The organism is Vibrio qinghaiensis, assembly GCF_002257545.1.
Lineage (GTDB): Bacteria > Pseudomonadota > Gammaproteobacteria > Enterobacterales > Vibrionaceae > Vibrio > Vibrio ordalii.
This window is the reverse complement of sequence record NZ_CP022741.1, coordinates 794,907-821,052: the sequence shown is the minus strand read 5'-3', so window position 1 is coordinate 821,052 and position 26,146 is coordinate 794,907. Positions and strand designations below refer to the sequence as shown.

Below are 26,146 nucleotides of genomic sequence, written 5' to 3'. Positions count from 1 at the left end.
TCTATTACGTCGCTAGCAGACTTCGATCTTCAAACTTATACTCCAGACTAAGACAACCTCGCGCATAAAAACGCCTTAAGAATGAGAATCGAACCCTTATTAACAGAAGTGCGATATCACTGGATGTACTACTTCACTTATAATCATCGCAACAGTAAATCGTAGGCTTTTAGGACTTACCAATGAAAAAATCACTATGGATATTTTGGATTGCTATTTCAGCTTTGCTGGCTAGTTCAAGGTTATATGCCGAAACAGAAATTACTTGTTCACTTTATAAAAACCATAAAGTGGCCACAGACACAATAAGAGCCAGCTTGGAACAAGCAGACGATGCCATTATTTCTCTGCAAGCTTTGATGAAACTATGCCCAAGCATGGCACTAGAAATGGCGGACCTAGCGTCTACTCTGCACCCACAACTAGCACTCGAGATCTTCAATACGATATTTGACCATATATCGAGTGACCAGGTCGCAGCTTTGACTGCAATACTCGTTAAAAATGCACCTCAAGAGATGCGTTTTCAAGTCATTCAACTTGCTGTCACTAAATCACCAGAGTCAGCTCAAGCTATCGTTGATGCTGTTATTGCAATGGATTTAATGGACTCAACTGATGTGATTGTTGCGGCAATCGCCGGTGGCGCTGACCCAGCGACCATTACGGAGCCGACAGCAGCAGGTACTCCATCGGCTTTACCTGGTGGATTACCTCCAGTCGCAACGGTGCCAGGCAACACGACAACACTTGGAACCGGCAATGGTAGTGGCGGTGGTACCGCTTCACCAAACTGATCGTTTAATTCGATACTTTCATCCAGTTTAGGGCAGGTATATTCCTGCCCTTCTTAATTGATATTAATAGTATGCGTCTAATAGAAAAATCCATTTTCCCAATATTTCTCATTTTTGTATTTTGGCTACCCATACCCTTAGGTAGTAATCGCCCGTTAGCATGGTCATTCAATGAAATCTGGATTGCATTGCTGCTTATTGCCTGTTTATTCAACTACTCTTTTGAGCACTGGAAAAACAGTCTAATAAGGGGAAAATTAGTCATCATTCCCATCGCGCTTATCACTTGCTGGTCATTCATCCAAAGTATTCCACAACTTGGTATAACTCAGGATCCTAGTTTAGTCTTTGTCTCTGCAATCAAATCGCTCCACTATTTCCAGTTTTGTCTTATTGCTCTTGTCCTTATCGACACACCTAAAAAATTAAAACTTCTCGCAGTAGTCATGGTCAGCAGTGGAATTTGCCAAGGCTTTTACGCTGGCGTGATTTTGCTACTCAATCTAGATCATTCGATAATTTTCAACCTACCACTAGGAAATAGAGCCTCTGGAAGTTTTGTCTATCACAACCATCTAGCCAATTTTCTAATGCTAAATCTCTGCATTGGCTTTGGCTTATTGATTGCCAAACTCGATAGCTCACACAAAACCGGATTGAGAAATATCACTAAACAGTTTTTAGCCGTGTTGCTGTCTGATAAAGCCTTTGTACGTTTAGGGCTCGTCATCATGTTGATTGCATTAGTCTTAACTCGATCTAGAATGGGTAATATGGCTTTTTTCATCGCCTTAACTATAGGTTGTGTGCTGTTATTATTTTTTTACAAACCAAAACCCAAAAGTGTTTATGTGCTCATCATCAGTTTATTCATCATTGATACGTTCATTGTGAGCCAATGGTTTGGATTAGAAAAAGTGAAACAACGTCTTATTGAAACTAGCTTGGAAAGTGAATCAAGAGATGATGTGGTCAGATATTCCCTAGTCGCAATACAAGAAAGGCCTCTGACTGGCTTTGGGGCCGGCACTTTCTACTCCACTTTCCCTTCCTACAATCAAGGAAAAGTAAAACTGTTTTACGATCATGCTCATAATGACTACATCCAATTCACATTAGAATCAGGCCTTGTGATGGTTTCGATATTGGGTGTAATGATCTTAGTCGCCACCCAACGCGCATTTTATGCGTTTAAAAACCGCAGAAATAAGTTAATGAAAGGGATCGGATTAGCGTCTTTAATGGCTATTATCGGTATGTTGATACATATGAGTGTTGATTTCCCACTTCAAGCTCCCGCAACAACACTTTATTTCTTGCTGTGTTTATTGATGGGACACTGGTCAAATTCAATGCCGAGTCTGGTCACTCGTTCAAAATATTCCTGATATATAAAAACGACTTTGAGTTGCAGGTAAACGAATGTATCCAACACCGCGCAGCTTCAAGTAGGAATGGTATACGTTTAGAGTGATTCCTACTCCATATCTGATTAATAAAAAAAATCCCTCGATTATCTCGAGGGATTCTCAATCATTGAATTAAAACGATATCAATTAATCGAATACAAACTGCAAGCCTTCAACTAACCAGCCACCAGTCCAAACATTGATCTGCTTGATGCGTTTACCTTGCGGCACAGTGTACGTTTCAACTTTTGTGTTGCTCGCATAGTGGGTTGAACCTAATAACACGCTAGAGCCATCCTTCATCGTGAACTTAATCGCCACTATGTGGTACCCCCCCCAGTTATAAAGACCAGAGGTAACTTCCACGGATTGCAATTGTTCAAGAGCAATCGGTGCTCTTAGCACACCACCGTTAGTACCTTGTACCGGGCCGCCAACCAAGTTATTGGCCGTCGTGCCGATCGCATCGATCGCAAAACCAGAACGCAGATACATCTGGTTATCCGCCGTCACGACACGTTGCGATTGCTGAGTATTTGAGTAACCAAAAATTGGAGACTCACCACCCACCGTTGCACGTAATGTACTCGAACGGTATGTATTATGACTCAACCAACTCGGTGTCGCATTTGTAGGCACTACACCATCTTGAGTAACATTCGTCAGATGGAAAGCATGCTGGTTCCAGATGCGAGTTGCATTGGCCCAAGGTTTGGATGCATCAGCAGATTCATAAACAAACACACCATGGTTACCCACATAATTTTTATCAAAATCATTAGCAACAACAATCAGTTCTGCATTGTTGTCACCTTCCAGATCGACCACGATAGGATATTCCCAAAGTGTCGCTGTGGAGTGCGCTAGCGATGCACGTTCTTTACCCGTTTTTCCATCTAATACACGCACATGAGCATGATCTTGTACGAGTACTTCATCGATACCATCATTATCAAAGTCATAGGCAGATACACCAATTTTACCGCTACCAGTATCGTCATTTGCCACAGACCAAACACGCTCGCCTTTGCTGTTATACATATCGACAGCAGCATAGCCTGCGTAAACAATCCCTTTTACATCCAGATCATTGGTACCATTTTGCGTAGCTAACTCAAACTGAACTCCGTCCAACAGCCAACCCGCGGTCCAAGCTTTGATGCCTTTAATGCGGCTACCTGCTGGCACAGTAAAGCGTTCGGTCTGCTTGGAATAAGCATAGTTTTTAGAGCCCATAGAAATCACGCTACCGTTGCTCATTCTAAAATCGAGCGCCAATAAATGATAACCGCCCCAATAGTATTTACCCCAAGTCAGATCAATCGCTTTAATATCTTTGACGTTAACTGCGGCATTAAGATTGCCTCCCGTACCACCGACTAAAGTCGAAGCAGAAGTACCAATCGCATCAATGGCCAACCCTGAGCGAACAGAGATTTTGCCATCGACCGCCAAAACAATAGAAGCAGGATTGCTATTAGGTTGATAACCGTAGATTTTTGAGAACTCAGTCGTTTCTACTGCTTGAGCTTTGCCTAAAAAGTTAGATACCGCCTGCACGCCACCGCCTGGATTGGCAGTGTTGTTGATTTCCCACTTAATGGTGCCATCGTGCTCTAGCACAGCAAAACGTGCGTTATGCCCAGTTGATGCAGAAGCAGGAACTGAAGCGATAATCTCTGGTTCAGCATCATTATCTAGGTTAACCAGCGAAGAGAACCAAACTGCATCATTGGCATGGTATTGCCAGTTGATCGCGCCGTTATTTTGAAACAGAGTACCACCCGAAAACACTTCTTGTTGCTGATCGCCATCGACATCGACATTGATCGATGAAGGGGCCCAAGGATGACTAAACACAAGACCTGTGTGGTAGTTATACACACCATCTGCAGCCAGAATTTCGACGCTGCCATCATGGTCTAAATCAGCCAACGTGATATCACCAACAATACGCCAGCCACTTTCTGTGGTTGGGATCTGTTTTTTGATGTTGCCTTGGTTATCCAAAATCGTGATGAATTGATCGCGATTGTTGGTTGTAACAATTTCAACGATTCCGTCACCATCCAGATCGGCTACAGCTGGAGAATAACGCGCATCCGCGACCACACCACCATTCGCATAACTCCACAACTCAGAACCATCCACACCACTTAAAGCACGCACTAAACCGCCATTGGCATATTTGTTTCCTTCAAATGTCACTACGATCAAATCTGCGACATCTTTTTCATCAATCTTGCCATCGCCATTGTCATCATTCAGTTGCGCGACAACCGGCGTAACCATCACTTGGTTAGAATTAGGTTGGAAAGCACTTCCTTGCCAAGACCACTTAAGCTTCATATTGAGTGCAGAGCTGTCACCTCCATAAGGAACAACTCGCATTGAACGAGGCTTTGAGAAATCAAGAGTTTCGCCATTGTAGGCTGTGACTGCTCGCATTTGCTCATTTTGAGTATGACCACCAAATACCGCTAAACGGTTATAAGAGAGGTTATCCCAATCACTCAGCATGACACCTAAACCTTGTGGCGCTTCCACATCCACTTCATGAGCATAGATATAAGCAGGTAATGAGTAGCCTGAGCGCTCACCCTCTTTCAAGCAGAAACGCTCACCCGTTTGGCGGCTAACGATACAAGCCTCAGGATAAGTTTCAGAAGCCAGCACTCGCATTGAGCGTGGTTTAGAAAAATCTAAATAAGCGCCGTTGTAGGCCTTAACGTTCTTAAGATCTTCGTTGCCAGTATAACGATTGAACACAGCCAAACGGTTATAAGACAGGTTGTCCCAATCACTCAGCATGACAGAGACACCACTCGGAGCCTGTACATCGACTGGATGAGCATAAATCCAGCTAGGTAGGGAGTATCCCGAGCGCTCTCCTACATTCAAACAATATTTTTCACCATTTAGGCGGCTGATAATACACCCTTCGGCTTCATTCGTTGTGGCTTGAGCTACGTTGCTACTTAACGACAAAAGGCCAACAGTAAGTGCAATATACTGAGACGTCATCTATAAGACTCCCTTTACTTTGGGTTAATTATTTCAAAGCCAGAAAACAATATGCATCTGGTTGATTTTATGTGATTATTATTTTTAAAACCTAGGAACTGGTGCTACAGATTACCGATATAGAACTTACAGAATCATAAATAATTGGAAGGGTTATCTCAATACTGTACACCTACTTTAACGCCTCAATAATGAGACATATCAAAATTGAGAAAAATAGACAGCAGAGAATATCTCTCCGTTTTTTTACTAACCATTTTATTTGTACTGTTATACTAAAACCAATTCCACAAAGAGGGTGACATCTTGCATTACATATTTATTTCACTTATTTTACTCAGCCTAAGCCCAGCCATTATCGCTGAAGTCGTTTCTCATAATGTAATAGAATATGGTGCCATTGCGAATGATGGACAAGATGATTCATCCGCATTTCAAAATGCGCTGAATCAATTAAATAATGGTGATACACTGATTATCCCCTCCGGCGAATATCAAATTTGCAAAACCCTTTATTTAAAGAAAAAGAATAACATTGAAATTATTGGCTCCATACACAGTAAATTAAAGAAATGTAGTCCATTTAATGGTGAGTATTTACTCAGTATCATGTACACACAAAATATCAAACTGCAAGGTCTCAGTTTTGAAGGGCTGAATAATGGTGACTTAAAACCTATATGGGGAGAACAAGGTGTCTACCTTGGCAGCACTAAAGGTACCTTAGTGGTTCAAAATAAATTCGCTCGCTTTGGTGACGCCGCATTGCGCATGACGACGGCAAGCAATGATCTCTCTATTCAACCAGGATCTATGGCAATCAGAGTTAGCCATAACCGCTTTGAACATTGTACTCAAGTGACCACAACGCAAGCGACTGTAGGAACAGAAATGCCAGGTACGCAAGATATTATCATTGACAATAATCAATTTAATGCGTGTAAATTAAAATTATCTGCACGAGCGGATACCAGAGGTGCAAAAATTATTAGTAATCACTTTGAAAATATTAATGGGACTTCAAATGAAGTCAGTTATTATTCTGACGTTTATTACTCAGGAAACACCTTCTCAAATATAAATGGGTTCGCTATCAATATTTACCCAAACTCTAGAACGGAACAAAATGTTCAGTGGGGAAACATCTCCATTATAGGTAACACTTTTGATGCCATTCAACAAGGTATACGTTTGCAAAGCTTTAGCATCAATGACCCAACCAACCAATCCATCAAAAACATTCAAATCAGCAATAATATATTTGAAAGAATTTACTTTGACTCTGAAATAGAAAATAAATATAAAGCCATCATCAGAACCAATAGCCAAGACAATCTCGTTTCATTTGAAAACGTCAATATTACAGGAAATCAGTATCAATTAACACCATATAGTAAATTCATCTCACTTGACAATAAAAGCAAATTTATTAACATTAAAAACAATGAACAACTTTATAATGAAAATTATCATATGCAGGATGTTACTAAAGATTGATAAGTGCGCACCACCTGCAAGATACAACTATTTGATTGAGCTCAAGAGTAAGTGACCACAATGCAATTCAACGTTAAGAATATATTGCTTATATCATTCAAAAAATACAATAAAAACCACCAAAGGCGGTTTTTATACATACAACTAAGTGACTAGGTAAAATTATTTTTTTACCACTGCCATTGACTGTTCCACTCGCTCACCAGAAACAGTGTCTACAACTTGAGCATTAATTGTGTATTCACCCGCTGGATAGCTTTTATCGAAATTAATTCCACGCACTTTTGAAAAAGTGTTTCCAGCGGTGATCATCCATTTTTCTCTGGAATGAACTGGAATAATCAAACCATCAGGACCTACCGCAGTCATCCAGAACTCGACCTTAGCTTCTCCCTCACGGCCATTATTTAAATCAATGGTGAATGGAACAAAACCGCCGGTACTTTCCACACTATTAATACCAAATTGATTTTTGATATCAATAGTCAAACCATTGAGTTCAGGTAGGCTATTTAAATCGACCCCTTTAACAAATTCTTGGTTGGCTTTAAATACTACTCCATTTTCTGCAACGACTTGAAGAGAAACAGTATATTTACCATCAGCCATATACTCTGGAACCCAGAAACCACGTGTAACATTCAACATACGACCATCAGTAAGATCATCAGACTCTTGCTGCGCTGTATCGACTCCAACTACCGCTTTGGCTGGGAAGTAGATACCTTCTGGACCTTTAATCGATAGCCAGTACTTGAACTTCACTGTTTCACAGCTTTCATTACGAATCCCTAGCTGACTAGAAATGTACCCACCGTTACTTGCCAACTGGTTTTGATTTAATGAAAGGTTTGCTTCAATCGCTGGCTGTAACTCACAATCCACTTCCGCATAAGAAGCAGTTGAAAATAACAATGCCAAGCATGAGACCAGATAATAATGACGTTTGTTCATGATAGATCCTTTAAAGTTAGACAACCATTTGTTTTTACAACTGACACTAAGGCTAATTCATAACTATAGAAAATACATCCGCTTTTTATTAAAGGATCCGCCTTTATCAAATCTAAGACAATCACATTGACTAAGTATTAATAATAATAAACAAATTTGATTCAACTAATAGATTCCCTGAAAATAAACTAAAGTTTACTTTCATTTGACCAATTTAATTCTTTCGCTTTATTTTTTCATTAAGTAGTAGCCAAGCATAACGACTATTAGTCACTAAATAACGCTTCCACATTCTTCTAGGTTCTTGTAATACACGATATAACCATTCCAACCCAGATTTTTGCATCCATAAGGGTGCACGAGAAACATGGCCTGCAACAACATCAAATGTTCCACCAACCCCCATCACAAACAAAACCCCCAACTGCTCTTGCCAGCGGTTGATAAAATTTTCCTTTTTCGGCGACGTGATCGCCACAAACAGTAGTTTCGCCCCTGATTGACGGATCTTTTCAACTATCGCGTGCTCATCATCCCAAAAATAGCCATGGTGATAACCCGCAATCACTAATTGTGGATGCTTTGCCTGCATGGCCGCAGCCGTTTTTTCAACAATCTCCGACTTTGCGCCTAGGTAGAACACTGGCATTTGTTCTTGTGCAGCCATCGCATTGAGCTCTAGAAACAAGTCAACACCCGCCACTCGTTCGGGAACTTGGTGACCTAAAAAGCGCGCGCCCCAAACCACACCCATACCATCGATATTGATAATGTCACACTCGGTCACGGACTGAGCCAATTCAGAATCCTTACGCATATTGACTAACTTAGCAACATTGACGACCACATGCTGGGTAAACTCTTGTCGCAAAATGCGATCGCGGATCAGAGCAACAGTTTCACTCATCGAAGCCACATCCATTGGGCTACCAAGAAAATTAATGCGTTTCAATCGGTTATTCCTCATTGGTAATTCTTAAATAAAAACGGAATGAAAAGTACATCCACGCCTGTGTCCAGCGCGCGTAGTGAATTCGATTAACCAAACGTTTGTTACGTTGATAAACAAACTGATCCCGCTCGGGCATGTACAGCGTTTGAATAGCACGCTGAATGACGCGTTTAACCAAAACAACATCACTCTCCTCACCTCCAACACTGAGTAAGGTAATAATTGCCTGTGATACTGAGTGCGGATCCAGTGGATAAGGATTGTTGTGGTAATATTTCGCTGTTCCATCGGTTTCAAATAGATGCTGCTTGTAAAAATAAAAACCGCGTGCAATCACCTCATCAAATTCCTTTGTCGCTAAAGTAGTTCGTATGAGGTGTAGTGCTTCTAAATTGTAGCCCGTATGAAATCCGTCAATAAACACATGATGATGACGAGTACCATAGGCCCAGCTGCCATCGGCAGCTTGAGCCTGAGCACTGTTACGCGCAATGCGTAATGCCAACTCAGTGTAGTCTGGGCGAGACGTTTCTCGACCGACCACGGCCAGCCAAGCTGCCGCCCACAAACTGGCGTTGTGCACAAACGCCGTTTCCCCGGGGATATACGCAAAAAACTCCCCGCTCTCATTTTGAGTCAATAAATGGCCAGCAATAAAATCACCACTGCGCAGCGCCAACTCGACCCAGTCAGCTCGCCCCGTCAGTTGCCCCAATTGGTGTAAGGCACGGCTGACATAGACTGTCGTGATCACATTTGGCTTCCCCTTAGGAACAAAGAATGCACGCGCTTTCCAATCAAAATGATACCCCCAACAGGCACCATGCCAGATTTGCTCATCACAACGCTGAGCCACTAGCCACAGCGCAAGTTGCTCCGCTTCTGTGAGCAAAGCGGGATCTTTGGTCACTTGATACTCTTCGATTAATCCGAGAATAAACAGAGCCACGCCTTTAGGGTTTCGCGCTTTGGGCACACCTAGCCATGGCCGAAGATTAAGGGGAGAGCGTTTGAACAACTGGATCCATGCTAAGCCGAAAGTCGAGTCTTTGCTTATCGGCAAGCGCTTGAACCAGCTTGAATTGAGTCCATCAAAAGGGTCATATCCAGCAAATTGTTCTGTACGAGCTTTATTCAATAAACATTGGCTAATGTCAGCTACAGTCGTCGATCTCATGATTTTAATAGCTCATCGTAGAGTGTTTGTAGACGCGGGATCACCGCCTGCAAAGAGAAGTTTTCAACAAACTTTTGCTTAGCCGCCGTGGCAATACGTTGATTTTCGGCACGCTGCTCAATCAAATCGCCAAGTGCTTGCGCTAAAGCAACCACATCGCCAGCCTCAATTAAACGCCCTTCTTCACCATTACTAATTGCATCAGGAATCCCGCCCGCTCGGCTTGCTACCACAGGAATGCCTGCCGACATGGCTTCTATCACTCCCATTGGAAAGCCTTCGTTATAGCTGGGTAAGCAATAAATATCCGTTTGAGTCAATAAGTTGGTCTTCGCCTCACCAGCAATCCAGCCTAAACAGTACACAGAGTCAGCGAGCCCCATTTTATTAGCCATAGCTTGATAAATTTCAATATCGCCATCGCCAGCGAGATAAAGCTGCGCCTCAGGACAACGCTGTTTGACTAACGCAAAAGCTTGAATCAGGTCACCCACACCTTTGCGCGTGCCTAAACGACCAAGGAAGGCAATACGACCAGGTTGAGCAAGATGGCGATCTAAAGCCAAACTGGGTACGGCGTTATACAGCACAGAAACACCTTGTGTTCGTCCTATCACCTCTTGTAGCCATGTCAGCCATTGAGTGGATAGTACCAGTACATGATCAGCTATAGCAAAAGTACGTCGAATGTGAGTTTGCTGATCCACATTGCACTCATCTCGATAGAAATCACGAAACTCAGCACCATGCAAATGTAAAATAACCTTACCTTTCAAAACATTAACCAGGCGCACAATCACAGATTTACGTCGATAGCTACCTCGTGATGACATGTGAATATGCACAAGGCCAACTCGGTAACGTACAAAGCAGTACAACAACTGGCAGAGAGCAAGCATAAAGCGTAATGTCATTCGCCATTTCTGTCCGTGGTCTAAACTTGAGTGTGAAGCAATCAACTTGATTTGGTTTTCCTCTAAAAAACCGCAATCAGCGTACGTTGAAACCACAGTTGCCACGCCACCTTGACCTTTCAGGTCAGTGGCGACCATTAGATTAATCGCTTTTCTCACAACACATCCTTGATAGTACAGATAGCTTGTCGAATCTTACCATTCCCGGTACGCTCAAGCGCTGCCACCATTTCTATGGTGACAATTAACGAGCTTCCTAAGCGAGCTTGAGTATTACCGATTAACTTTTGTTGCTGCTCTTCATTAAATTGCTCAGCATCCGCCACCACTTTCACCACAATCTGTCCACGTTCACTCTGAACAAATTGGCATGCTATAATCCCAGTGACACCTTTAGGTATATGGTTCAGGATATGCACTTTTTGACCATCTTCGCCGACGAGATAATCACCAACACGTCCCTTAATATGTTCAATTATTGGGTAGAATCTCCCACATGGACACTGCTTCTCGTCAGACAATACGACATGGTCACCAGTTTTGTACCTGACTAGAGGAAAGTAGCTATTATTGAAATTAGTGCCGACAATTTCATGAGTACTATTTCCCGCATCTAAAAACTCAACATGTGAGTAATCGGTGAGAACGTGATAACGACCATGCTCACAATTAGCAATTGCAGCAACCCTTTCAAATAGGCCATACCAATCAAACACTTTGCAGCCAAAGCGCGTCTCAATAACTTGGCGATCTTCTGCAGACAACGATTCTGATGAAGTAATAATGGATTTGAGCTTCGCCGGATAGTAACTTTGGTTAGCCTCTAAATAGCGGGCTAACGTAGCAATCGAAGAAGGATATGCTTGAATTATGTCCACTCCAAAATCAACCATTGCCTTAATGTATAGCGGCAAAGCTTGTTGAGCCATATGAAACGAAGATAGCATGAGCATATTTTCAAACCATGAATGACGCCAAAAAGGTGCTTCTTTTTGCTCCATTGGTACGATCATATCACCACGGATCCAAGCACGTCTGTCACCTTTTTTGTATCCAGCCCACTGAAGGTGCCTTGCGAAAAAGGCCTGCTCACGAATCACGGATTGCATATTTTGACTAATTGATAAAGGTGTACCAGTCGTCCCACTGGTTGCCCCTTTAATCGGTGCCGTTTTTTCTGTGGAATTAATGAAATCTTCAGCACAATGTCTAACTTCATTTTTATTAATCATTGGAAAATGTGTTAACCCTTCACTTTCTGAAGTGGTTTTTAGCTTTTCCTTATAAAACTTAGCTTTCATTGCATTTTTTAACGCTAACTCCAATTGAAGTTCACTATATTTTTTCAAAAGGTCTTTATTATAATCATGCTCTAATAAATCTCGAGTCAACGACTGTTGATGTTTATTCTCTCTAATAAACTTTCTAATAATAGCCCGGCAACTAAGAAGAAGATTTTGAATTAACAAAGGGGACTTTCTATATATTTTACTTAAAAACATAATATCAAAACCTCAAATTAGTTCATAAAAGGTGCAGTGTCATCTAAATAGCTTTCATTCTTCAAAATGTCATAATCTAAATCAGACACATTGCCAATAATTTTAGCTGGAATACCTGCAACAATAGCCCCCTTTGGTACACTTTTTGTGACAACAGAATTCGGCGCAACGACCACATTATCTTCAATAATCACGGGCCCAACAATCACACAACCTGGGCCTAAGAAAACATCATCTCCGATAACTGGAACCTTTTTATATGGACCTTTTCCAACGACTCGACAACCAATACCTATTCGACAGCGCTTGCCGATTTTTGCACCATTTATAATAACAACAGCAACACCTTTTACGACTAGAAATGATCCTTTGCCAATATCAGCATCTGGTGGAACTTTCGAGTTGTACAATATGAATATAACAAGTTGAAGAAACTTTGGTAAAAATGGAATTTTCTTAAGATAGAGCCACCTAGAAATTCGATAGAAAAAAATAGCATTAGGCATTAAAAGTCTAGCTCCTGATAATTTGATTATTAATAATTATTAGCCTGTGTTTTTCTAACAGAGATTAAATACAACACACTAAAAAGTAAGAGTAAAACTGGAGTTTTTGTTGTTAATGAATTATTTGTAAGACCGACAATCATAAATGTAACAACAGCAAGTCTAGATGCTATATCTCCATTTTTAGCAAAATAATATAATGTTAGAAAAACGCATATAGACAAAGGAATTGTCCCCATCAAACCAAATGTGAAAATCCAGCCTATAAAATAATTTTCAATAACACTTATGCCTATATATAATTCTATTGACTCTAGTAATCTATGGCTTGCACCAAATACCCATTCAGAAGCTGTCAATTGATCAAAAAGGAAAAATACATCTATACGTGCTGATGCGCTTCCATCAATATAAAGTTTAGACATAATTCTTTCAGTAATACCGGAACCAACGATGATAAATACAAAGAACACTAAAGCAAAATAGCCTAAAAACATGAATAGCGCTATCTTTCTTTTATCACCTCTAATCCCTGTCGTTATAAACTTCCAACCACTCGGGATGCAATATAAGAAAAACATGCATGAGAATATAATTAATGCTGCTCTCCCGCCAAAAGCAAACAACCCTAATAGAGTAATTAATATGTAAAGAAAACCCGGCAATAATGTCCGTTTAAATATTAACAACCCTAAGCTAGCCGTAATTAGTGCATTGTTAAGAGGATGAGTAAGTAAGGCACTTGACCGAAAAAATGAAAATGCCTGAAAATCAATATCAACGACACGAGAACTTGTTAAATATTCAAAAATGGCAATCACTGAGTTAAGCAATATCAAGTATGAGATCAATTTAATAACTTTATCTTTTTTAAGATCATCTAAACTAGAAAGCAAAGGAATAAATAACAAGGGTGCAAGAAAAGTATTGATGAGGTATGCCATTCCAGACGTTCCGTGTCTAAAATATCCATATATAATGACAAATGATAAAGAAAATATGGCAATCCACCATGTTTTATTAAATGAACCAAGTCGTTCACAAAACCATGCCGGTCCAAATTTCATTGCTAAAATAGCAAACATGGCGAAAATAACATATGTATATAAATGTATTTTAAGTAGCGCGGAACCACCATCCGAAACATAATTAACTCCTAAGTTTTCAAGAAGATAGCCACCTAAAAACACAGAAGCCATGATCGCTATTAAAATAGGAACATAGGTATCAACACTTCGCACGTTTTCTTCTCCAATCACTGAAATGATCTCGAACAGAAAAGCTATTTAGTACGATATGAGTGCTAGTATATGATAAACAACTAACAGCAACGAGTAATAACAACTTAACTACTGGAATAAATTCAGCCACATAATACTTAGTACAAAAAATACTTAATGACATAATACTAGATGCAATGGCTGTTTGGAGTAAACATTGCGGTAATGGATAACGGTAGCCTAAGAATGTTCCCATGCAAAGACTGCATAGTGCGCCGATGAAAAATGCAATAGCTAAACTCCCTGCCGCACCTAATGCACCATATTGCGGAATCAGGACGAATGAGAGAACCATTTGAGTTACCAAAGTACAGAATGTCAAGAGTGGCATCCATTTTGTTTTCAATATAAATTGAAAACCATGGTCTAAAAAATGACCTCGAATATTTAGAAACCAAGCTGAAAATGCTAAAAGGTAAAATATTTTCAAATCCATCACATGATAGGACTCACCTAAAAACACTTCCACAAACGAAGACGCAAGTAAGCAAATTCCAATGGTTGCAGGCAGACTTAAGGCGCATAACACACCACCATAATAGCGGTGCTGTTGATAGAGTTTTTCTTTGTTATCAACAACCTTAGTTAACTCTGGAAATGATGGTAATGCAACAATCATAAAGACAAGGGCCATAATACCTAGCAGTAAATTGGCAATAGCTGCATATAAGCCTGCTTGCTCTAAATTGGCAAGGGTGGCTACCAATACTCTATCACTTCGAGATGCTAAAATACCAAGTAAACCTGAGACCATGAAAGGAATGCCATAGTTGAGCACTTCCTTACGCATCGTTTTATCTAATTTAAGAGTAAATTTCCCACTATAACCAGCAATAATAATTGAGACAAAATAACTCAACACTAATGAAAAAATTGCAGACAAAATGTGTGCATGCCAACTTAGAATAACAAAACTAGTGATCATAACTAGCATTGCCTGCAAGAATACTGTGCGACGGTATAGCGACACTCGATCTTCAACTCTGGCACACTCGATTAGATACATATAAATGCTTTTACTGATAAGTAATGCATAAATTGCAGAGAAATTGGCCCAAGAAAAATTAGAAAACACCTGCATACAACCAGCTATAACGACACTAGACATTAGTAAACTATAAATTAGCCACCGGGTGGTTTGAGATTGAAAACTGGGCTTAAGATCCACATCAGAAGTTGAATAAAATCTGATTAGGCAGCTATTTACCCATTGTATTAGTACGGCTCTAGCACCTTCGGAAAAAACAAGAAGCATGGCTAATAAGCCATACTCATTAGGGGTTAAAAAACGAGTTTGAATTGAAATTAAGACAAATAGACTTAGTGCTGATAGTATTTGTACAGGTGCGTATTTGAAAAGTTTGTTTATCACTTTTCTAACTCCTGATACACATTCTGATACTGCTGAACAATACTATTTGCAGAAAATCGATTGGCCAACAATTCTAGGTCAATATAATGTGGTTTATTTAAAAAAACCAAGCAATCTTTTACATAAGATGTGGTATTTTCTAGATCTAAAAACAATACACCGCTTTCTTTGAAAAATGCATATTGTTCATCTAAAATTCCGACTCTGGTCGAAATGAGTGGGAGACCTGTAGCTAGCATTTCTAACGGTGCTAATCCAAAAGTTTCTTCTTTAGATAAAAAAATGGCAGCATCAGACTTTTTATACTGTTCAAAAATCAAAGGTTGTGACATAGAACCTAACCAATGAATATTGTTATCAACCATCAAATCTGATGCTTTACGCTTTAATTCAGTCAAATATGTACTTACGCCGGGTCCTATGACAATAAGTTCTATCTCTATATGCTTAGATAGTTCGCTCATAAGCTCTATCATTTTATCAATTTGTTTCTTCGGAGTTATAATTGAGCACGTAACTAAACGGATAGTTGAATTTTTCACCTTCTTGTCATTACAACCTTTAAAAAACGCATCATCAATAGGATTACCTATCTTGATTATTTTATTTGGATATGTTTCTCTTATTGCATCGAAAATAATATCACCAACGCATGTGATCTTATTAGCCAAATGCAATGTTCTACATGGAAGTAGATATTCGAACAAGATATCATTCATTTTACCTCTTGGCGTTCTTCCAATTTTTCCATATGAATGAAGTGTTACTACAGATTTGATTCCAGGTTGTAGATACAGAGGTAAACTCAATAGATGGCTATGGACGATATCTGGCTTGAATCGATTACAGATTTTATTTAAATGATAATTTTGAAAAAGAAATCCAGGAAGCTTAATCCCGTTAACTTTACCTTTGTTAGGAATAAACGTTAATGTAACGCGTTCATGCAACTCTTGTTTTTTAAAAAATTCAACATCTGAGACTCCAACCTTAATGGCAAGTATTTCATAAATATAGCCGTCTGGGGGATTTTCAGCCAAAAAACGAATAATTTGCTGGCAAACACTATCAACACCACCAGCATTATCATTCCCCCATTTAACCGTACTGAGAGGAACTACAAGCAATATTTTCCTCATCATTCTTCCTTTTTCAGATATGGGTTTTGTATATAACGGCAAACACTTCCTTGATTGAGTACTCGGCCTGGATTACCGACAACAACGCCATATTCTGGTATATCTTTTACCACCACACTACCTGCACCGATTTCAACACCATTGGCAATATGCACTGATTCAACGATAGTAACGTGAGGGCCTATGTAAACATTATCACCAATTGTTGCCGCTTTACTGTGATTAGAGCCAACCACAGTAAAAGGACTCAAATTGCAATTGGCACCGATCTTCGCGGTACTGTTGATAATTATCCCAGTACCATGCCCTAGGTATAACCCTGGGCCAACATCGGTTTCTTTCGGTATTTGTATTTGGTACCTAATGGATAAATTTTTATGCATTAGCCTAGCAAATGAACGTAATAAACGATTTTCACTTCGGCATAATCGCAACCAAAACATATACTTAAAACCAGGGTTAAACATCAGATTCTTGATGAGTAACCCCGTCGACAACTTTCCTGTATGACGATACAGATCAGCTTTAATTAGATCGAATGCTGAACTCAAGCAACCACACCTCTAGTATCAATCACGACTTTCTTGGCAAACGCCGTTTTATCTGCTTCTTTAAAATCTCGATGATCAACCAGCACCACAACGATATTGGCTAACTCTAAAGCACGCTCTAGCGAGACTAGCTCAACATCATGTTCTGTTAACTTACCCGGTAGTTGGTGGATATTTGGCTCTACTGCTAAGATTTTTCCGATATTGTCTTGTGCTAAATGCAAAGTGATGTCTAAAGCTGGGCTCTCACGTAAATCATCAATATCGGCTTTAAAGGCCAAACCTAGGCAGGCAATGACTGGTTTTTTGAACTGATCTGCGGCTTGTTTTACCTGATCAACGACCCAGTGTGGTTTACCATCATTAACATGACGAGCAGCAGCAATCAGTTTTGCTTCTTCTGGGCAGCTGTTAACAATAAACCAAGGGTCAACTGCAATACAGTGCCCGCCAACACCTGGTCCTGGGTTTAATATGTTGACCCGAGGGTGGCGGTTGGCCAATTTAATTAATTCCCAAACATTGATTTTTAATTTCTCACAAATAAGGGAAAGTTCGTTCGCGAATGCAATATTGACGTCGCGAAAGGAGTTTTCTGTTAATTTCGCCATCTCCGCCGTACGAGAGTTGCTGATGATGCATTCGCCTTTAACAAAGGTTTTATACAGAGCCATCGCTTTCTCGCTACACGATTTACTCATACCACCAATCACTCGGTCATTGCTGACTAATTCTTGTAGTACATAACCCGGTAAAACTCGCTCTGGGCAATGCGCTACTTTAATGTCAGCGGTATCACCTTTATGCTGTGGGAAAGTTAAATCAGGGCGAGCCTCTGCTAACCATGCAGAAAGCTTTTCTGTCGCACCAACTGGGGAAGTACTTTCCAATACCACCAAGTTGCCTTTTTCCAGAACTGATGCAATCGCTTTAGCGGCCGCTTCGATATAGCTAAGATCGGGCTCGTGATTATCACCTTTAAATGGTGTGGGTACCGCCACTAAGAAAGCATCGGCTGGTTCAGCTGTCACGGTTGCTTTTAGTTTACCAGTCATCACTGCACTTCGAACTACGATATCTAAATCCGGTTCGACAATGTGAATTTCACCTTTGTTGATTGTATCGACAGCGTGTTGATTAACATCTACACCAATCACTTCAATACCACGAGAAGCAATAACGGCAGCCGTTGGCAGGCCGATATACCCTAAGCCAATCACAGAGACTTTATTAAACATCTTATTTTCCTTAAATCTTATCTTGCTAGAATGTCGGCGATACGTTGACAGGCTTTGCCATCACCGTATGGATTGTGTGCTTGACTCATGAGTTGGTAAGCGCGCTCATCACTAAGCAACCGGTCTAACTCTTCACAAATCAGTTGTGTGTTAGTCCCAACCAGTTTGACGGTACCCGCGCTTACCGCTTCAGGTCGTTCGGTGGTATCTCTCATCACTAATACAGGCTTACCTAGCGACGGTGCTTCTTCTTGAATACCACCGGAATCGGTTAAAATGATGTGTGCTCTGTCCATCAAATAGACAAAGGGCAAATACTGTTGTGGATCCACTAAGAAAATGTTTTCGATGCCTTTTAAAAGACGATTGACGGGCTCTTGAACATTCGGATTAAGGTGTACAGGATAAAGAATTTGACAGTTAGGGTGACGCTTTGCTGTGATGGATAAGGCTTCACAAATACGCTCAAATCCATCACCAAAACTTTCACGACGGTGGCCTGTAACAAGAATGAGCTTTTTATTGCTATCAAGCATCGGAAACTGATGAGCTAACTTAGCGTTGAGATCTTTTTCGTTGTGGATCTTGTTACGGATCATAAGCAAAGCATCAATGACAGTATTCCCCGTAATATGGATGTTCTCGAGGCAATAGTTCTCATCCAATAAATTTTGTTGAGATGTTGCCGTTGGTGCGAAATGGTAGTGAGTCAATGCACCCGTAAGCTTGCGGTTCGCTTCTTCAGGCCAAGGGGAATAAATATTGCCGGTGCGTAACCCAGCCTCAACGTGGCCGACTGCAATTTGCTGATAATAACAAGCAAGTGAAGTCGCAAACGTTGTAGCGGTATCGCCATGAACTAAGACGATGTCGGGTTGAAAGTCTTTTAGAACCGTTTCCATACCGTTCAGGATTTTAGTCGTTACTGTCGTCAGTGTTTGCCCTGGTTCCATGATATTAAGATCAAAATCAGGCACCACTTCAAACAACTCTAAAACCTGGTCAAGCATTTCCCTGTGCTGGCCAGTGACACATACTTTTGTATCGAAACGGTTATCTTGTTTAAGCTGATGAACTAGAGGCGCCATTTTTATTGCTTCAGGTCGTGTACCAAACGCAATGAGTATTTTTTTCACTTTATTTATTTCCTTGGGCTAAACTAAATGACTTTTAAGAACAAACTGCTCAACGCTATGTCTTCAAAAAAGGTAGATAAAATGGTGAATAGCAACGGTTAAATACGCTACCGCCACTAGATGTCGCCTCTAGAATGCGCATTTTCTTCACATTTTTTGCTTTATGTATATAAGATAAAACTTATTAACCACCCATATTTAATCATCTACCTACAAACGATGAGTAGAAATAAATTGTCAAACTGTTGCTTTGTTTTTTGGGTGGGTACTCAAAAAGTCATATAAAACTTTCTATGTGTTACACACAAAGTTTCATTGCACTTTCCTTTAATTGATATTGTTTAGATATATGTTCGATGATCCCTTGAGCCCCGCTCTCTATCAGTTCCAAAACCCGTTCAAACATATGAATATTTCCTTTGTAAGGATCAGGGACTTCCGTGACACCGATGTGACTATGCGATAGAAACAGTGAAAGTTTCTCTTTATGTCTAGCAGGACAAATGTCAATCAGATCCGCTAAGTTGGCTTTATCTAAGGCAAAAATAAGATCAAATTTTTCGAAATCCTCAGAACAAACCTGCCTTGCTCTTAAATTTGACATTGAATAGCCACGCTGCTCAGCAACAGATATTGCTTTGGGATCTGGCTTTCGGCCCACTTGATAATTCACAGTACCAGCGCTTTCAACAAACAAATTAATTCCTTGTTGTTGCGCTTTTTGGCTCAAAACAGCTTCAGAAAGCGGTGAACGGCATATATTTCCCATGCATACGATGAGGATAGAGAGTTTTTTATTTTCCATGGCCATTACTGATGCATTCACTTCATTTTGTCTCTGTATTAAAGAGGTGGATAGAGTATCGCAAGGTGCATTGCAATGGGTGTCTCAAAATTGAGTCTATCTATAATTAGTACCTAAGATTTAAATAGGAAAAAAGATCTGGCTATTTTGATAGATTATCGAATATGGCATTAACCACATTAACCATTTGATATCTTGCTTTTATATTCAAATAACTTGATGTGCTAACTCGACTGGTCGACCGTATGTGAGTTCATCTAATGGGCATAGATAACGGTGAATGGAATAGGTGTGAGCGGTGAACAAAGAAGAGCCTGCAGGGCGCAGGCTCTTGGTACATTAATCAGTGCACACTTCTGGATTTAACATCGTGCAGCAGTTCTTGGTTAAGTTCAGCTTCCACATGCCCAGGAGAGCGTGTTGATGCCGAGACCAAACGGTACATAGCAGGAATCACAAATAGAGTGACCAAAGTGGCAAAACCCATACCGAAGAAAATCACCGTACCCACCGCAACTCGGCTTTCATAGCCTGCTCCTGTCGAGATAATTAATGGGATTGAACCTGCTAAAGTAGTAAAGGCGGTCATCATGATTGGCCGTAAGCGCCTTGCTGAAGCATCAATAATTGCTTTTTCAAACTCAACCCCTCGGTCACGCAGCTGGTTGGCAAATTCAACGATCAAAATGCCATTTTTGGTCACCATACCGATCAGCATAATCATCCCAATCTGGCTATAGATGTTGATACCTTGTCCCATAATTGATAGACCAAGAAAGCCGCCAAATACACCCATCGGCACCGTCAACATCACCACTAACGGGTTGATAAAACTTTCAAATTGGGCGGCTAGTACCAAATAAGCGACAAGCAGCGCTAACGCAAATACAATGGCTACACTCGATTGGTTTTCTTTAAAATCTTTTGACTCACCTGAGTAACTAATGGAAATGTCACTAGGTAGCGTTTCAATGGCTTTCTGATCCAGAAAATCAAGCGCTTCGCCCAACGTGTAACCAGCCGATAAATTTGCAGTAACCGTGATCGCCTTTTGCTTATTGTAATGAGACAAGCGGATTGATGATGCCACTTCTTCCACTTTCGCAAGTGCATCGAGTGTAACAAGCTCACCGGATGCGGTTCTCATGTAGATCTGGCTTAAATCGGAGGCGTTATTGAAGCTATTTTCGTCGCCACGGAGATAAACATCATACTCTTCGCCACGCTCAACAAAGCTGGTTTCACTCTTCCCGCCGAGCATCACTTCTAACGTATCTGAAATATCCGTGACACTGATCCCCAATTCCGCGGCACGCTGCCTATCAATCGTCACCACCAGTTCAGGTGTCTTTTCGGAATAATTGGTGTCAGCACCTTCCATAAAGGGGGAATTTTCAGCTTCCGTTTTTAGCAATTCAGCCCATTTTTTGAGTTCAGGATAGTCTGACCCACCTAACACAAACTGAACAGGCTCGTTAGAGCCACCACGAAAGCCGGGCATAAAGGGCATAACTCGTACATCGGGAATTCCCGTTAGCGCTTTTTTTACCTGCCCTAATGCTTGTTGAGCGGTAATGCTTCGTTCGTTCCAGTCATCCAAAATCATGATAACAAAACCCGTCTGATCACCCGCTTGCCCACCGAACGCGGGCGATTGAATACTAAACGACTTGAGAAAACCTTTGCCAACCAAGGGCATTAACCGCTGCTCAACAAGATCCATATTAGCCGACATCCGGTTATAACTGGTCGCATCCGCTCCGCGCACAAAGGCAAAAATAACGCCGCGATCTTCTGAAGGCGTGAGCTGAGAAGGCACTTTCTGCATCAGAAAATAACTACCACCAACGCATGCAAGGATGATGAGCGGTGCAGCCCATTTCCAACGGATAGCAAAACGTAAAGAGGATTTGTAACCCGCTTCTAAACGGCCAAAAACACGATCAACAAAACGATTAAAACGGTTTGGTTTGACATTGACCTTTAAAATCTTACTACCGAGAACGGGCGTTAAAGTTAACGCTATTAGCGATGAAAAGAGAACCGACATGGCCAAAAGTACAGAGAACTCGGTGAACAACAGGCCGACCATACCGTCCATAAAAGAGATCGGTAAAAAGACCATCACTAATACCAATGTGGTGGCAATCACGGCAAAGCCGACTTCGCGCGTCCCTTTATAAGCTGCCAGTAGTGGCTTCTCTCCCTGTTCGATGTGATGAAATATATTTTCCACCACCACAATCGCATCATCAACAACCAAACCGATGGAAAGAATCAGCGCCATCAAGGTGATAAGGTTAATCGAGAATCCGAAATAATAAGCGGCCATAAAAGAAGAGATCAATGATACTGGCACAGTAACGGCTGGGATTAGCGTTGCCCGAACTTGGCCGATAAAAATGTACAGTACCAAAATTACTAAACCACCCGTGATAAAGAGTGTGCTATACACTTCCGAAATTGAGCGATCAATAAAGACGGTCGAGTCGTAGTCAATGGCCAAGCGCGTTCCTTTGGGTAGAAACTGCTGAATATTATCGACTTCTTGATGGACACGCTGCGCCACATCCAAGGGGTTAGCATCTGACTGTGGCACAATGCCCATACTCACATTAACCACACCGTCGCTTTTGAAGGTTGAGTTTTCGTTCTCAGCGCCGATGAAGACATCCGCGACATCTTTTAAGTAAATCGGCGAATTATCACTTGCGCGCTTCACCACTAAATAGTCAAAATCTTGCGCCGTTTTGTACGCTCGGTCGGTACGCACCGACATCACTGTCGAATCGTTGCGCACTTCCCCGCCAGGGCTTTCAATATTTTCACTGCGCAATGCACTTGATATATCAGAAGTCGTGACACCACGCCCAGCCATCAGATTCGGCTTGAGCTTGACATACATCACCTTATAAAGACCACCAGACACATCCACAGAACTGACGCCAGAGATTAAACTAAAGCGGTCAATCAAAGCTCGTTCGATATAATCGGTCAGTTGGGTTCGATCCATCTCTGAAGAGCTGAGATTAATGTACAAAGAAGCTTCACCAGAGCCATTATTTTTGAATACGGTTGGATCATCCGCTTCATCGGGTAATGAGCGCTGCGCTCTCGCAACGGCGTCGCGGATATCGCTCACACCAGTATTGAGATCGTAACCCAGTTCAAAGGTAACGGTAATCCGTGACATGCCATTACGCGTGGTGGATTCAATTTCATCAATCCCGCTAATGCCCGCCAGTTGATCTTCCAATACAGAAGTGATTTGGCTTTCAATGATAGTAGCTGAAGCCCCTGCATAGCGAGTACTGATTGAAACCACCGGGCTTTCAATATCGGGCATTTCCCGGACCGAAAGCTTAGAAAATGACACTAGACCAAAAACGCACAACAGTAAGCTTAGTACCACCGCCGCCACAGGGCGCTTCACTGAAACATCGGATAACCACATTACTTGTCATCCTTTTGTATCGGTGAGCCATCCACGTTGACTTCTGTGACGAGCACACCGTTTCTCATATTCACGATACCTTGCACCACAATCTTATCGCCAATGGCTAAACCTTTATCAATCACCACTTGATTGCCGATCCGCGCGCCAAGCCAAACTTCCGTGCGTATTACTTTATTATTGCTATCAATCACATAGACATAGCGTTTAGTGCCTGAATATTCGAGTGCTTGAACGGGGATAATGGGCGCTTCAATCGCTGGGAAATTCAACTTAGTAGAAAGCAACATCCCGGGTTTTAGCTTGCCATCTTGGTTATCGAAATGAATACGGACACGCAAATTCAAGGTTTCACGATTAATACGTGAATCAATACCCACAACTTTGCCAGTAAATTCGTTTTTTGCCCAAGCATTACTCTTCGCCGTCACCGTCATACCTTTACTGATTAACGAAAGGTAACGCTCTGGCACTTGGATATCGAGCTGCATCACCGATAGGTCATCTAAAGTCAACAATTCCGTCCCTGCACTGACCATTTTGCCCAAACTAAAATCAATAAAACCAACGGTGCCATTAAATGGCGCACTAATGTGCAGATCGTTTAAATTTGCGTTGGCTGCATCTAAACGTGCTTGAGCAATATCAACACTCGCTTTTTGCGCATCGATTTCCGTTTGGGTAATGGCGTTCCGTTTGACCAAACGTTCAAACTCTTTCAACTTACGCTGTTCATCGTTCAAATAGGCTTGAGCCTCTGAAAGTGCGGCTTTGGCTTTATCATCATTAAGCTGAATTAAGAGCTGACCTTTCTTGACCTCTTGATTGGCTTTAATCGCAATATGACTGACCTTTCCCGAAACTTCGGATGAGATCTCCACTGCGCGTTCAGCTTCTAATTTACCAATCAGAGAAAGGGACTGAGATACTTGATGAGTTGCCACCCGCTCTGCGACCACCGCAACGGCCTGCGAGGCTTGCGCAGCAAACGAACTTAACGGTGTGGTAAGCAAAGTAACCATCATTAAAGAAAGAATAGACGTGTTTTTCATGGTTTTTATTCAACAAGAAATAGACAGCTTGAATTGTAACTGCTTATACAACACTCGAACGTCAAGGAGTGTAAATCTTATTAAATATCTGTAATGTACGTCATAACTTAGCCTCCTCCGGCTGCTTTTTAGGCGTCACAAACAGGCTATACCCAAACAACTTGAAGTTGCAGGTAGGCGGCAAGTAAGTTCATCCCTATGAGCATAGATAAACTATGTGATTGGGGTGAGCGAACGTAGCCAACACCGCTGCAGCTTCAAGTGGGAAGAGTATAAATAGAGCAAAACTATCCATTCCTCACTCCTTTGCCCAAAAAGGCAGCATTCAATTCAAAATCATAAGAAAAAGGCTTTACAGAGAGAGCGAGTTTGCTATCATGCGCTCCGCACTTGAGCAATGCGTTGGGAAAACGTTGTTTAAGCATACTGTGAGCCAATAGTGTCGTTATAAACACTATAAGTCACATTGTATGAAAACCCTCTGGAGGGGTTCCCGAGTGGCCAAAGGGAGCAGACTGTAAATCTGCCGGCTCCGCCTTCGATGGTTCGAATCCGTCCCCCTCCACCATATTCTCTCGTAAGAGAAACCTTGATTGATATGTTGGGAAAACATCATTCAAGCCTATTTTTAGAATAGGAAAATACCCGGAGGGGTTCCCGAGTGGCCAAAGGGAGCAGACTGTAAATCTGCCGGCTCCGCCTTCGATGGTTCGAATCCGTCCCCCTCCACCATATTCTCTCGCAAGAGAAACCTTGATTGATACGTTGGGAAAACATCATTCAAGCCTATTTTTAGAATAGGAAAATACCCGGAGGGGTTCCCGAGTGGCCAAAGGGAGCAGACTGTAAATCTGCCGGCTCCGCCTTCGATGGTTCGAATCCGTCCCCCTCCACCATATTCTCTCGTAAGAGAAACCTTGACTGATATGTTGGGAAAACATCATTCAAGCCTATTTTTAGAATAGGAAAATACCCGGAGGGGTTCCCGAGTGGCCAAAGGGAGCAGACTGTAAATCTGCCGGCTCCGCCTTCGATGGTTCGAATCCGTCCCCCTCCACCATATTTTCTCGATTGAGAACGATAAAAAGCCAGCTTTCGAGCTGGCTTTTTCGTTTCTTTACATCATAGCTCTATAAACTGGCGTCACTAAGTAGTCTAGTTAATCCTTAAGCATAATAATTTTCCTGTGATTAAGAATTAGAAGAAGTAACTGATACTGGTGGAAAGAAAGGCTACTTCACTATCGTCCAAATACATTGCAGCATCTTGTTGTGGGTAATCCATCATCACATTCGATTGAGTATTGGTTTGGCTGAGCTGGTCATTTAAGCGGATCCCACCGCTGAAGGCAGATCTCCATTCCATCGGTTTAGTGGCACTGGTGGAT

The 26,146-nt window shown here is 41.4% G+C and carries 20 protein-coding genes and 4 tRNA genes; 7 read left to right on the top strand and 17 right to left on the bottom strand.

Annotated elements, in window-relative coordinates:
• Positions 1-182: 182 nt before the first annotated feature.
• Positions 183-797 carry a hypothetical protein gene (locus CCZ37_RS03945; protein WP_094499802.1) on the top strand — a complete coding sequence of 205 codons (615 nt, stop codon included), beginning with the start codon at positions 183-185 and terminating at the stop codon, positions 795-797.
• 71 nt (positions 798-868) lie between these two features.
• A complete protein-coding gene (locus tag CCZ37_RS03940) occupies positions 869-2,185 on the top strand; it encodes an O-antigen ligase family protein (protein WP_094499801.1) in 1,317 nt (438 codons plus the stop codon).
• A gap of 168 nt (positions 2,186-2,353) precedes the next feature.
• Here CCZ37_RS03940 and CCZ37_RS03935 read toward each other — a convergent pair whose 3' ends face one another.
• Positions 2,354-5,230: a beta-prism lectin domain-containing protein gene (locus CCZ37_RS03935; protein ID WP_094499800.1), complete on the bottom strand. Its 2,877-nt coding sequence runs from the start codon at positions 5,228-5,230 to the stop codon at positions 2,354-2,356.
• Positions 5,231-5,536: 306 nt separating this feature from the next.
• On the opposite strand from CCZ37_RS03935, the gene CCZ37_RS03930 reads away from it, so the two are divergent.
• Complete coding sequence (locus tag CCZ37_RS03930; RefSeq protein WP_094499799.1) at positions 5,537-6,727, top strand: right-handed parallel beta-helix repeat-containing protein; 1,191 nt, start codon at positions 5,537-5,539, stop codon at positions 6,725-6,727.
• A gap of 162 nt (positions 6,728-6,889) precedes the next feature.
• Here the strand turns inward: CCZ37_RS03930 and CCZ37_RS03925 are convergent, their stop codons facing one another.
• From CCZ37_RS03925 to CCZ37_RS03855, 15 genes are all read right to left on the bottom strand, one after another.
• Positions 6,890-7,681 (bottom strand): RbmA family biofilm matrix protein, encoded by a 792-nt coding sequence (locus CCZ37_RS03925; protein WP_167372380.1) that lies wholly within the window; start codon positions 7,679-7,681, stop codon positions 6,890-6,892.
• A 214-nt stretch (positions 7,682-7,895) separates the two neighbouring features.
• Complete coding sequence (vpsK, locus tag CCZ37_RS03920) at positions 7,896-8,648, bottom strand: exopolysaccharide biosynthesis glycosyltransferase VpsK (protein WP_094132041.1); 753 nt, start codon at positions 8,646-8,648, stop codon at positions 7,896-7,898.
• Entirely contained in the window at positions 8,638-9,810 is a 1,173-nt protein-coding gene (gene vpsj, locus CCZ37_RS03915; RefSeq protein WP_094499797.1) for an exopolysaccharide biosynthesis protein VpsJ, read from the bottom strand. The genes vpsK and vpsj overlap by 11 nt, the downstream gene beginning before the upstream one ends.
• The gene (gene vpsI / locus CCZ37_RS03910; RefSeq protein WP_208613926.1) at positions 9,807-10,883 is read right to left on the bottom strand and encodes an exopolysaccharide biosynthesis glycosyltransferase VpsI; all 1,077 of its coding nucleotides are present in this window, start codon (positions 10,881-10,883) and stop codon (positions 9,807-9,809) included. Before vpsI ends, vpsj begins: the two co-directional genes overlap by 4 nt.
• On the bottom strand, positions 10,880-12,226 hold the full coding sequence (locus CCZ37_RS03905; RefSeq protein ID WP_094499795.1) for a phenylacetate--CoA ligase family protein: 1,347 nt from the start codon (positions 12,224-12,226) through the stop codon (positions 10,880-10,882). The genes vpsI and CCZ37_RS03905 overlap by 4 nt, the downstream gene beginning before the upstream one ends.
• A gap of 17 nt (positions 12,227-12,243) precedes the next feature.
• Positions 12,244-12,732, bottom strand: coding sequence for a serine O-acetyltransferase (locus CCZ37_RS03900; RefSeq protein ID WP_094499794.1), 489 nt, complete (start codon positions 12,730-12,732; stop codon positions 12,244-12,246).
• A gap of 29 nt (positions 12,733-12,761) precedes the next feature.
• Positions 12,762-13,991, bottom strand: coding sequence for a VpsF family polysaccharide biosynthesis protein (locus CCZ37_RS03895; protein ID WP_244187284.1), 1,230 nt, complete (start codon positions 13,989-13,991; stop codon positions 12,762-12,764).
• Positions 13,960-15,384 (bottom strand): lipopolysaccharide biosynthesis protein, encoded by a 1,425-nt coding sequence (locus CCZ37_RS03890; RefSeq protein WP_094499792.1) that lies wholly within the window; start codon positions 15,382-15,384, stop codon positions 13,960-13,962. Before CCZ37_RS03890 ends, CCZ37_RS03895 begins: the two co-directional genes overlap by 32 nt.
• Positions 15,381-16,565, bottom strand: coding sequence for a VpsD family glycosyltransferase (locus CCZ37_RS03885; RefSeq protein WP_244187283.1), 1,185 nt, complete (start codon positions 16,563-16,565; stop codon positions 15,381-15,383). The genes CCZ37_RS03890 and CCZ37_RS03885 overlap by 4 nt, the downstream gene beginning before the upstream one ends.
• Positions 16,523-17,074 (bottom strand): serine O-acetyltransferase, encoded by a 552-nt coding sequence (locus CCZ37_RS03880; RefSeq protein ID WP_094499790.1) that lies wholly within the window; start codon positions 17,072-17,074, stop codon positions 16,523-16,525. The genes CCZ37_RS03885 and CCZ37_RS03880 overlap by 43 nt, the downstream gene beginning before the upstream one ends.
• Positions 17,071-18,312, bottom strand: a complete 1,242-nt coding sequence (vpsB, locus tag CCZ37_RS03875) for a UDP-N-acetyl-D-mannosamine dehydrogenase VpsB (protein WP_094499789.1) — start codon at positions 18,310-18,312, stop codon at positions 17,071-17,073. The genes CCZ37_RS03880 and vpsB overlap by 4 nt, the downstream gene beginning before the upstream one ends.
• A gap of 17 nt (positions 18,313-18,329) precedes the next feature.
• Entirely contained in the window at positions 18,330-19,448 is a 1,119-nt protein-coding gene (gene wecB / locus CCZ37_RS03870; protein WP_010318579.1) for a non-hydrolyzing UDP-N-acetylglucosamine 2-epimerase, read from the bottom strand.
• Positions 19,449-19,746: 298 nt separating this feature from the next.
• On the bottom strand, positions 19,747-20,274 hold the full coding sequence (locus CCZ37_RS03865; RefSeq protein ID WP_094143538.1) for a low molecular weight protein-tyrosine-phosphatase: 528 nt from the start codon (positions 20,272-20,274) through the stop codon (positions 19,747-19,749).
• A gap of 322 nt (positions 20,275-20,596) precedes the next feature.
• The gene (vexH, locus tag CCZ37_RS03860; RefSeq protein WP_094499788.1) at positions 20,597-23,707 is read right to left on the bottom strand and encodes a vibriobactin export RND transporter permease subunit VexH; all 3,111 of its coding nucleotides are present in this window, start codon (positions 23,705-23,707) and stop codon (positions 20,597-20,599) included.
• Positions 23,707-24,759, bottom strand: a complete 1,053-nt coding sequence (locus tag CCZ37_RS03855) for an efflux RND transporter periplasmic adaptor subunit (protein WP_094499787.1) — start codon at positions 24,757-24,759, stop codon at positions 23,707-23,709. The genes vexH and CCZ37_RS03855 overlap by 1 nt, the downstream gene beginning before the upstream one ends.
• Before the next feature lie 483 nt (positions 24,760-25,242).
• On the opposite strand from CCZ37_RS03855, the gene CCZ37_RS03850 reads away from it, so the two are divergent.
• From CCZ37_RS03850 to CCZ37_RS03835, 4 genes are all read left to right on the top strand, one after another.
• Positions 25,243-25,327, top strand: a tRNA-Tyr gene (locus tag CCZ37_RS03850).
• A 79-nt stretch (positions 25,328-25,406) separates the two neighbouring features.
• Positions 25,407-25,491: transfer RNA gene (locus CCZ37_RS03845), tRNA-Tyr, on the top strand.
• Positions 25,492-25,570: 79 nt separating this feature from the next.
• Positions 25,571-25,655: transfer RNA gene (locus CCZ37_RS03840), tRNA-Tyr, on the top strand.
• Positions 25,656-25,734: 79 nt separating this feature from the next.
• Positions 25,735-25,819 (top strand) — tRNA-Tyr (locus CCZ37_RS03835).
• Between the two features lie 137 nt (positions 25,820-25,956).
• On the opposite strand, the gene CCZ37_RS03830 is transcribed toward CCZ37_RS03835, so the two are convergent.
• Positions 25,957-26,124, bottom strand: a complete 168-nt coding sequence (locus CCZ37_RS03830) for a hypothetical protein (RefSeq protein WP_244187282.1) — start codon at positions 26,122-26,124, stop codon at positions 25,957-25,959.
• Positions 26,125-26,146 lie beyond the last annotated feature (22 nt).

Bases quoted from the DNA above. Each gene is read 5' to 3' on its own strand.
- vpsj (WP_094499797.1), bottom strand. From the start codon at position 9,810: ATGAGATCGACGACTGTAGCTGACATTAGCCAATGTTTATTGAATAAA.
- vexH (WP_094499788.1), bottom strand. From the start codon at position 23,707: ATGTGGTTATCCGATGTTTCAGTGAAGCGCCCTGTGGCGGCGGTGGTA.
- CCZ37_RS03940 (WP_094499801.1), top strand. From the start codon at position 869: ATGCGTCTAATAGAAAAATCCATTTTCCCAATATTTCTCATTTTTGTA.
- CCZ37_RS03905 (WP_094499795.1), bottom strand. From the start codon at position 12,226: ATGTTTTTAAGTAAAATATATAGAAAGTCCCCTTTGTTAATTCAAAAT.
- vpsB (WP_094499789.1), bottom strand. From the start codon at position 18,312: ATGTTTAATAAAGTCTCTGTGATTGGCTTAGGGTATATCGGCCTGCCA.
- CCZ37_RS03855 (WP_094499787.1), bottom strand. From the start codon at position 24,759: ATGAAAAACACGTCTATTCTTTCTTTAATGATGGTTACTTTGCTTACC.
- vpsK (WP_094132041.1), bottom strand. From the start codon at position 8,648: ATGAGGAATAACCGATTGAAACGCATTAATTTTCTTGGTAGCCCAATG.
- CCZ37_RS03945 (WP_094499802.1), top strand. From the start codon at position 183: ATGAAAAAATCACTATGGATATTTTGGATTGCTATTTCAGCTTTGCTG.
- CCZ37_RS03935 (WP_094499800.1), bottom strand. From the start codon at position 5,230: ATGACGTCTCAGTATATTGCACTTACTGTTGGCCTTTTGTCGTTAAGT.
- CCZ37_RS03830 (WP_244187282.1), bottom strand. From the start codon at position 26,124: ATGGAATGGAGATCTGCCTTCAGCGGTGGGATCCGCTTAAATGACCAG.
- CCZ37_RS03900 (WP_094499794.1), bottom strand. From the start codon at position 12,732: ATGCCTAATGCTATTTTTTTCTATCGAATTTCTAGGTGGCTCTATCTT.
- CCZ37_RS03925 (WP_167372380.1), bottom strand. From the start codon at position 7,681: ATGAACAAACGTCATTATTATCTGGTCTCATGCTTGGCATTGTTATTT.